The sequence below is a fragment of the Dryocola baronae genome, from assembly GCF_051297175.1.
Lineage (GTDB): Bacteria > Pseudomonadota > Gammaproteobacteria > Enterobacterales > Enterobacteriaceae > Dryocola.
Genome location: NZ_JBINNY010000001.1, coordinates 5019362 through 5028134, shown reverse-complemented (window position 1 = coordinate 5028134; position 8773 = coordinate 5019362). Strand labels below are relative to the sequence as shown.

At 54.2% G+C, this 8773-nt stretch carries 8 protein-coding genes; 5 read left to right on the top strand and 3 right to left on the bottom strand.

Annotated features, from left to right (window positions below):
• The coding region (locus tag ACSPHG_RS23715; RefSeq protein WP_435955909.1) for a DnaA N-terminal domain-containing protein at positions 1-318 on the bottom strand (318 nt) is incomplete at its 3' end.
• A 627-nt stretch (positions 319-945) separates the two neighbouring features.
• Here ACSPHG_RS23715 and rpmH point away from each other — a divergent pair.
• The 5 genes from rpmH (at position 946) to mnmE (ending at position 4804) form a co-directional block, all read left to right on the top strand.
• A complete protein-coding gene (gene rpmH, locus ACSPHG_RS23710) occupies positions 946-1086 on the top strand; it encodes a 50S ribosomal protein L34 (RefSeq protein WP_003849659.1) in 141 nt (46 codons plus the stop codon).
• Between the two features lie 17 nt (positions 1087-1103).
• The gene (gene rnpA / locus ACSPHG_RS23705) at positions 1104-1463 is read left to right on the top strand and encodes a ribonuclease P protein component (protein ID WP_121267533.1); all 360 of its coding nucleotides are present in this window, start codon (positions 1104-1106) and stop codon (positions 1461-1463) included.
• On the top strand, positions 1427-1684 hold the full coding sequence (gene yidD / locus ACSPHG_RS23700; RefSeq protein WP_121267534.1) for a membrane protein insertion efficiency factor YidD: 258 nt from the start codon (positions 1427-1429) through the stop codon (positions 1682-1684). The genes rnpA and yidD overlap by 37 nt, the downstream gene beginning before the upstream one ends.
• Before the next feature lie 2 nt (positions 1685-1686).
• The gene (gene yidC, locus ACSPHG_RS23695) at positions 1687-3333 is read left to right on the top strand and encodes a membrane protein insertase YidC (RefSeq protein ID WP_435955908.1); all 1647 of its coding nucleotides are present in this window, start codon (positions 1687-1689) and stop codon (positions 3331-3333) included.
• 106 nt (positions 3334-3439) lie between these two features.
• On the top strand, positions 3440-4804 hold the full coding sequence (mnmE, locus tag ACSPHG_RS23690) for a tRNA uridine-5-carboxymethylaminomethyl(34) synthesis GTPase MnmE (protein ID WP_435955907.1): 1365 nt from the start codon (positions 3440-3442) through the stop codon (positions 4802-4804).
• Between the two features lie 61 nt (positions 4805-4865).
• On the opposite strand, the gene ACSPHG_RS23685 is transcribed toward mnmE, so the two are convergent.
• Both ACSPHG_RS23685 and ACSPHG_RS23680 read right to left on the bottom strand, forming a co-directional pair.
• Positions 4866-6194 (bottom strand): MFS transporter, encoded by a 1329-nt coding sequence (locus ACSPHG_RS23685; protein WP_435955906.1) that lies wholly within the window; start codon positions 6192-6194, stop codon positions 4866-4868.
• Between the two features lie 63 nt (positions 6195-6257).
• Positions 6258-8690 carry a glycoside hydrolase family 31 protein gene (locus ACSPHG_RS23680; RefSeq protein WP_435955905.1) on the bottom strand — a complete coding sequence of 811 codons (2433 nt, stop codon included), beginning with the start codon at positions 8688-8690 and terminating at the stop codon, positions 6258-6260.
• Between the last annotated feature and the right edge of the window lie 83 nt (positions 8691-8773).

The window sequence follows — 8773 nt, the reverse complement described above, 5'->3', positions numbered from 1 at the left end:
GGGCGCGGCTGCGCGGGCAGTTTGTGCAGGGGCTGCGGTAGCAACCGCTTGCTGATTTTGGGTCTGGCTGACGGGTTTACTGCCGACTTCAAAGCGCAGTAAAGGGGCATCGTTGCCGCAGAAATCGTTCAGCAATCCATTGATATTATTTAGGTATTTATCCCTTACCCAGTCGAGTACAAAACGGTTTGGCGCATAAAGGGCCAGCGTGTTATCACTCAGTTCCGCCTGTAGGGGGCGTATCCACATACTGAATTCTGTGGCTGGTAACTCATCCTGCAATCGGGCAAGACACTGCTGCCAAAGCGAAAGTGACACGGCGGACTCCACTCGAACAAAGTCGATAAAAAGACGAAGACTGAAAGTTTTACATTCATGATTGTTGACACACGCCGACTCTCCCCGCTGGGATCCCGGTACGGGAAGCGTGCGAACCGCTATCTGCGGTTTACCCTCAAGGTGAACGGTATTGGATCACGATCGGGACCGCGGATCATAGCCTAAAGCGCCGCAGAGATCTTCTGTTTCTCACAGTTTCTTCCCGATTTATCCACAGGGCAGTTTTGAGCAGGTTTAGTGTAATCGATCCTGGCGGGCGTGCTGTGCTTTGCGCGCTCATATTGGAAAATTTAATGACCATAGCCAAAATCAGACTGAAGAGATCTAAGGAAGATCCCTGTCGATCCTTGCGCTTTAATGGGGACGCCGTATAATTCCCCACCCGTCGCGTATCGACACTGTGTTTGACTTGTCAGATCCTGGGCATTTTTAGGGTCGGAAGAGGGATTCAGGCGCGGGAATTAAGGAAAGAGAATTGACTCCGGAGTGTACAATTATTACAATCCGGCCTCTTTAATCAGCCACACTGAGGCGTAAGTCGTTGCAGTTTCTGCAGGGCGTTATGCTAACCCAGTGAAATTTATCCAAGTTTAGGTAGAAATCGCCATGAAACGCACTTTTCAACCGTCCGTACTGAAGCGCAACCGTTCACACGGCTTCCGTGCTCGTATGGCAACTAAAAATGGTCGTCAGGTTCTGGCACGTCGTCGTGCTAAAGGCCGTTCTCGTCTGACCGTTTCTAAGTAATAAAAGCTAACCCCTGAGTGGTTAAGCTCGCATTTCCCAGGGAGTTACGCTTGTTAACTCCCACTCATTTCACTTTCGTCTTCCAGCAACCTCAAAGAGCTGGCACGCCGCAAATCACCATCCTCGGCCGCCTGAATTCGCTGGGGCATCCCCGCATCGGTCTTACCGTCGCTAAGAAAAACGTCAAACGCGCGCATGAACGCAATCGGATTAAACGTCTGACGCGTGAAAGCTTTCGTCTGCGTCAGCACGAATTGCCTCCAATGGATTTCGTGGTAGTGGCTAAGAAAGGTGTGGGTGACCTGGATAACCGGGCTTTATCGGAAGCATTGGAAAAATTATGGCGCCGTCACTGTCGCCTGTCTCACGGCTCCTGATTGGCCTGATAAAGGTCTATCAGCGCTTGATAAGCCCACTTCTTGGGCCGCACTGCCGTTTCACTCCAACCTGTTCTCACTACGGAATTGAGGCATTACGCAGGTTTGGGGTGCTAAAAGGCAGTTGGTTGACGGTGAAACGCGTATTAAAATGCCATCCTTTAAACCCCGGTGGTGACGATCCCGTCCCACCTGGACCAATTGATACCAGAGAACACTAACGATGGATTCGCAACGCAATCTCTTTCTCATCGCTTTGTTGTTCGTGTCTTTCATGATCTGGCAAGCCTGGGAGCAGGACCACGCTCCGCAACCTCAGGTGCAGCAGACCACGCAGACTACGACCACCGCAGCGGGTGATGCCGCAAGCCAGGGCGTGCCGGCCAGTGGCCAGGGAAAAATCATCACGGTTAAAACTGACGTCCTCGAACTTTCCATCAACACCCGTGGTGGTGATGTTGAGCAGGCGCTGCTGTTGACCTACCCGAAAGAGCTCAAATCAAACGAGCCATTCCAGTTACTGGAAACGACACCAGAATTTATCTATCAGGCGCAAAGCGGCCTGACGGGTCGTGATGGTCCGGACAATCCAGCTAACGGTGCACGTCCTCTGTATAACGTTGATAGCGATACCTTCCAACTGGCCGACGGTCAGAACGAGCTGGTTATCCCTATGACCTATACCGATGCGGCAGGCAACGTCTTCACCAAGTCCTTCACCTTAAAACGCGGCGAGTTCGCGGTTAGCGTGGATTACAACGTGAAGAACGCCGGTGAGAAACCGCTGGAGCTGGCAACCTTTGGTCAGTTGAAGCAGTCCATCAATCTGCCGTCTCATCGTGATACCGGAAGCAGCAACTTTGCGTTGCACACTTTCCGCGGTGCCGCGTACTCCACGCCTGATGCGAAATACGAAAAATATAAATTCGATACCATCGCAGACGGTGAAAACCTGAACGTCAACGCCAACAACGGTTGGGTTGCTATGCTGCAGCAATACTTCGCAACAGCATGGGTTCCACGTAATCAGGGCACCAACAACTTCTATACCACCAAACTGAACAACGACGTGGCGGCGATTGGTTATAAATCCGCACCGCAGCTGGTTCAGCCTGGCCAGACCGCTCAACTGGGTAGCACCCTGTGGGTCGGCCCGGAAATTCAGGACAAAATGGCAGCCGTGGCGCCACACCTTGACCTGACGGTGGATTACGGTTGGTTGTGGTTTATCTCTCAGCCGCTGTTCAAGCTACTGAAGTTTATCCACAGCTTCGTCGGTAACTGGGGCTTCTCCATTATCGTTATCACCTTTATCGTTCGTGGCATCATGTACCCGCTGACCAAAGCGCAGTACACCTCCATGGCGAAGATGCGCATGCTGCAGCCTAAACTGGCCGCGATGCGTGAGCGTATTGGTGACGATAAGCAGCGTCAGAGTCAGGAAATGATGGCGCTGTATAAAGCCGAGAAGGTTAACCCGCTGGGCGGCTGTCTCCCGCTGGTTATCCAGATGCCAATCTTCCTGGCGTTGTACTACATGCTGATGGGCTCCGTTGAGCTGCGCCATGCGCCGTTCGCACTGTGGATCCATGACCTGTCCGCACAAGACCCGTACTACATCCTGCCGATCCTGATGGGCCTGACGATGTTCTTCATCCAGAAGATGTCGCCAACCACCGTGACCGACCCGATGCAGCAGAAGATCATGACCTTTATGCCGGTCATCTTCACGGTGTTCTTCCTGTGGTTCCCGTCTGGTCTGGTGCTGTACTATATCGTCAGTAACACGGTGACCATCATCCAGCAGCAGCTGATTTATCGCGGTCTGGAAAAACGTGGCTTACACAGCCGCGACAAGAAAAAGACCTGATAGCGATTAAGCTTAAGCACACGGAAGGCGGTCAATTGACCGCCTTCTTTTTTTCGTCGGGTGGCTAAGCAAAGCGCCATCCACCAGCAATCACGAAGGGACAGTAATGAGCCATAACGAGACAATCGTTGCCCAGGCGACACCGCCGGGACGTGGTGGGGTCGGTATCCTGCGCGTCTCAGGCCTCCATGCTCGCGACGTCGCACAGGCGATTCTGGGCAAGCTTCCTAAACCGCGCCATGCCGATTACCTGCCGTTTCGCGATGGCGACGGCACGACGCTCGATCAGGGCATCGCGCTGTGGTTCCCTGGCCCTAATTCCTTTACCGGCGAAGACGTGCTGGAGCTGCAGGGCCACGGCGGCCCGGTGATCCTCGACCTGCTGCTAAAACGTATTCTGGCATTGCCCGGCGTGCGTATCGCAAGGCCCGGCGAATTTTCCGAACGTGCATTCCTCAATGACAAACTGGATTTGGCGCAGGCGGAAGCCATCGCCGATCTGATTGACGCAAGCTCGGAGCAGGCCGCTCGTTCGGCGCTTAACTCTTTGCAGGGCGCATTTTCGGCTCGTGTAAATCACCTGGTCGAAGCGTTAACCCACCTGCGAATTTACGTTGAGGCGGCCATCGACTTTCCGGACGAAGAAATCGACTTCCTGTCCGACGGTAAAATCGAAGCCCAGCTCAATCAGGTCATTAACGATCTCGATGCGGTACGCGCCGAAGCACGCCAGGGCAGCCTGCTGCGCGAAGGCATGAAGGTGGTGATTGCCGGGCGTCCAAACGCCGGGAAATCGAGCCTGCTAAACGCGCTGGCCGGGCGCGAAGCCGCTATCGTCACGGACATTGCGGGTACAACGCGCGACGTGCTGCGCGAGCATATCCACATCGACGGCATGCCGCTGCACATCATCGATACCGCCGGTCTGCGCGAAGCGAGCGACGAAGTAGAACGCATCGGTATCGAACGCGCGTGGAATGAGATCGAACAGGCCGACCGCGTGCTATTTATGGTTGACGGCACAACGACGGACGCCACCGACCCGGCGGCCATTTGGCCAGACTTTATCGCTCGCCTGCCGGAGCGCCTGCCGATTACCGTCGTGCGTAACAAAGCGGACGTCACGGGCGAGACTCTGGGCCTCAGTGATGTGAACGGTCACTCACTTGTACGCCTTTCCGCGCGTACCGGTGAAGGCATAGATGTGCTGCGCGATCACCTAAAACAGAGCATGGGCTTTGAAACCAACATGGAAGGCGGCTTCTTAGCGCGTCGCCGCCATCTGCAGGCGCTGGAGCAGGCAGCCCAACACCTCCAACAGGGCAAGGCACAGCTTTTAGGCGCATGGGCAGGTGAACTGTTGGCGGAAGAGCTGCGTCTGTCACAGCAGAGCCTGAGCGAAATTACCGGGGAGTTTACGTCTGACGATCTGCTGGGAAGAATCTTCTCCAGCTTCTGTATCGGGAAATGATTTCTGGTTAGCAGGTATTCACCTTGTTAGCGGCTTGTCCGCTAACAAGGTTTCCACAAAATTACACGCTTGCAGCCGCTTTCTTGCCGGTTCCCCACTGGTAGAGAATCCCTACCATGATCACCGCACCAATCACGTCAAACAGGCCAAGCGCACTAAACAGCGGCGTAAAGCCGACGGTAGTGTATAGCGCGCCAATCAGCAGTGAGAAGATACAGCCGCCAATCCAGGCGAAGGTTCCGCGCAGGCCGTTTACCGTTGCCACCTGGTTCGCCTCAAAGGATTCCATCACCAGCACGCCCAGCATCCCTGAGATCACCGTATGGGCAAACCCGGCCAGAGAGATAATGAAAATCACAATGTAAGGGTTGGCGATAAAGCCCAGGCTCATCATGCTGGTCATGATCAGCGCCCCTGAACACGACGTCAGGACGGCGGAGTTAATGCGCGTGATGTTAAAGCGCTGATGCAGCCACTGAGTGACGTGCCCGGCGGCAATGCTTCCGAAGTCAGCCAGCAGGAAGGGGAGCCAGCCAAACATCGCTATTTCTTTCAGCGACATGCCGCGATCGTTCATCATATAAATAGGCACCCAGAAGCTCAGTGCCTGCCACGCGGGTTCAGCCATAAACGCGGGCAGCGCAATGCCGTAGAACTTTTTCACCTTCAGCAAAGACCAGAGCGCGCGCCACAGCGATTGCTTCATGTTGCCGGAAGGCGGGTCCTGGTCGGACAGAATGTAGTTACGCTCTTCTTCGCTCAGATGCTTACTTTTCGCTGGCGTATCACACACCCAGAACCACAGCCCGACCCAAAGCACGCCGACAATACCCGGTACGACGAACGCGGCCTGCCAGCCCCAGTACATATGAATGACGACGATCAGCGGCGGCGCAATCATCGCGCCCAGCGAGAAGCCCACGCCACCCCAGCCGTTAGCGATGGAGCGTTCTTTACGCGGGAACCATTCGGTCATTACCTTCATGTTAGCCGGGCCGGACGCGGCCTCGGTGCTGCCCATAAAGAAGCGCAGTACGGCGAGTTGGATCCAGTTGCCTGCTCCGGCGTGGAAAACACAGATCAGCGACCAAAGCAAAGCCAGCACGCCAAAACCAATTTTTAAGCCAACCACATCCATAAACCAGCCGCAGATGGGCTGAAAGATGATGTACGCCGTTTGAAACGCGGCAACCACCCACGAGTACTGTTCGGTGGTCATGCCCATTTCGGTCATCAGTTCAGGAGCCAGCACGCCAAGCGAGTTACGCGTGACGTAGTTCAACACCACGCCCAGCATAAACAGGATAACGAAATACCAGCGGAGGTTGCGCCTCCAGCCTTTTGGGCGGCTGGCGACAGCGCAGGAAGCTTGTTGCATAGAGACAGACATAGAGACCTCGGTATTCAGAGACTATCAAAAAGCCCCACACCAGCGTGTGAGGCTAATCCTTTTTCAGCAGGTAATGCTCCAGTGGTCTTTTTGCCACTCTGCTTTTTTATTGCGCACCACCAGCGGGCGGGTTTCGCCAGCCGGAAGTTTCACTATTAGCTGTTCAGACTTGAACTGCTGGTCACCGGCAAATTCAATTTCCACTTCGATTTGGCTTTCGCTGCTGCTGACGTGCAGCTGCCATTCCCCGCAGCGGCCCTGTTGATAGCCGTAGGTTTCGCCGTCGTCTTCGTAACACCCCGCGGTATATTCGCCGCAGCCCTTATGTGGGAAGATCATAAATCCGCGTTCGTCACGGCGGGCGTTGAAATGCTGCTCGGCAACGTTAAGCGGCAGAGCGCTGCCTGCGCGCACCAGCACGACCGGTTTATCCCACGGCGCTGGCAGCGTCACCTGCTGGCCGCCCGCATAATGTTCGCCACGCCAGAAGTCGACCCAGCTGTCGCCCTGAGGCAGATAAAGGGTTCGCGTCGTTTGGCCCGGTTCGACAACGGCGGCAATCAGCAGGCTATCGCCAATCATCATTTCGTCGTTTTCGGCGTAGCAGTTTTGATCGCCCGGATAGCTGTAGTACGTCGGGCGCATAATCGGCTCAAAGTACTGATGGGAACGCCACAGCAGGTGGTAGTAATACGGCAGCAGGGAATAACGCAGCTTGATCATCTCGCGGATCTGCGGAGTGATCTCCGGGTACATCCACGGCTCGGTCACGCTTTCGCCTTCGCTGTTGCACGAATGGATGCTAAAGCGCGGCAGGAAAACGCCAAACTGGATCCAGCGCATGAACAGCTCGGGATCCGGCACCGGCCCAAAGAAGCCACCCACGTCGTGGCCGGTATTCGACATGCCGGACATTGCCAGCCCCGTGCCCATGCGGATATTAAACTTCAGCGTTTCCCAGGAGGTGTAGTTGTCACCGGACCAGGTTTGCACGTAACGCTGCATACCCGCCACGCCCGCACGGGAGACGGAGAATTGGCGAACTTCCGGCTGGTACTCTTTCTGCGCTTCAAAGGAGGCTTTGAGCATCATCAGGGTTTGCAGTGGCTTGATGGTATGGCCGGCAACCTTTTGCCCAAAGTAGCAGGAGGTTGAACGAGCATCCTTCACTTCGAACTCGTTGTTGTCGTTCCACATGGAGGCAATGCCGTAATCAAGCAGCGCGCTGGTGATAGAGGTTTTCCACCACTGGATAGCTTCCGGGCGAGTGAAATCCACGTAGGACGCTTTGCCGCCCCAGAACGGCAGCTCCAGCGCCGTGTCTTTGGCGTTGCGCACGAACAGCCCTTCTGCGGCAACGGCCTGGTAGAGCGGGTGTGACGTCAGCAGGGCAGGTTTGATGTTGGCAACCAGCCGCACGCCGTGGTCACGGTAATGCTGGATAAATGCTTTAGCGTCCGGGAATTTGTCGGTATTCCAGTTAAAGACGTAGCGCTTGCCGTCGATAGACGTATAGCCGGACGACAGATGGAAGGAGTCGCACAGGATGTCATGCTGCTCGCAGCGGTCGAGGAATTCCCCCATTCTTTCCTGCGCGTTTGGCGCATCGGTGTAGGTCATAGTCGAGCCGGAGTAGCCGAGGCTCCATTTTGGCGGGAATACCGGTTTGCCGGTAAGCCAGGTGAAGCGTTTTACTACTTCTGAATTATCTAAACCCGCAATAAAGTAATAGTCTAAATCGCCCGTCTCCGCGATAAATGAACGGAAGAAGCCGTTGTAATCGTCCATCTCTTTGCCCATATCAAACAGGCAGTCGGAATAGGTGTCGTAAAAAATACCGAAGGTGGCCTGGGTATTTTTATTAACGGTTAAATAGAACGGAAAATGTTTATAAAGAGGGTCGGAGGTGTTGGCATTATAATATGCCGCATCCGTATTCATCATGCGATAAAGTTTACCGTGACGGTTTGCCTCACCGCTTTTCTCCCCCAGGCCAAAATACATCTCGTCGGAAGAACGTTTTAAATAATGGTAGACGCGGTGATCCCAGAAATTGAAGTTATAGCTTTGGGTCGGACGGTCCTGGGCCGCGTCCTGCCAGCCGCTGTGGGTCAGCACTGACCAATGGCAGAAAAATCCTTTTAAATTAATTGCTAGCTTAATTTTTTGCGTAGCGATATGCACTATATCGCCCTCAGCGTGAAGCTGATATTCCGGGAGGGTAAACGGCGAGAGGTCTACTTTTTCGCGCCCTTCGTAAGCGACGTCTTCCGCGCCCGCCACTACCGCCCAGGTATTTGAAACATGCTGCTCCGCATTCGGCAGAACCATTACGCGAATGATATCTTCTTCCAGAATATAAACGTGAGCAATATGATTATCATCACACTTAAAGGTAAGATGATTATTGCCAGCGTGTTGCCAGGTAAATACCGGACCAAAGAAATCAGACGTGTCACATACCTGAACGGAAACAACAGAAGTGTCGTTGATCATAATTCATTACTCTCATAATAAAAGACAGGAACGATAGCCATAAATAAAACTGTTCCGAATGAATGACAGAGTAGTGACGCACC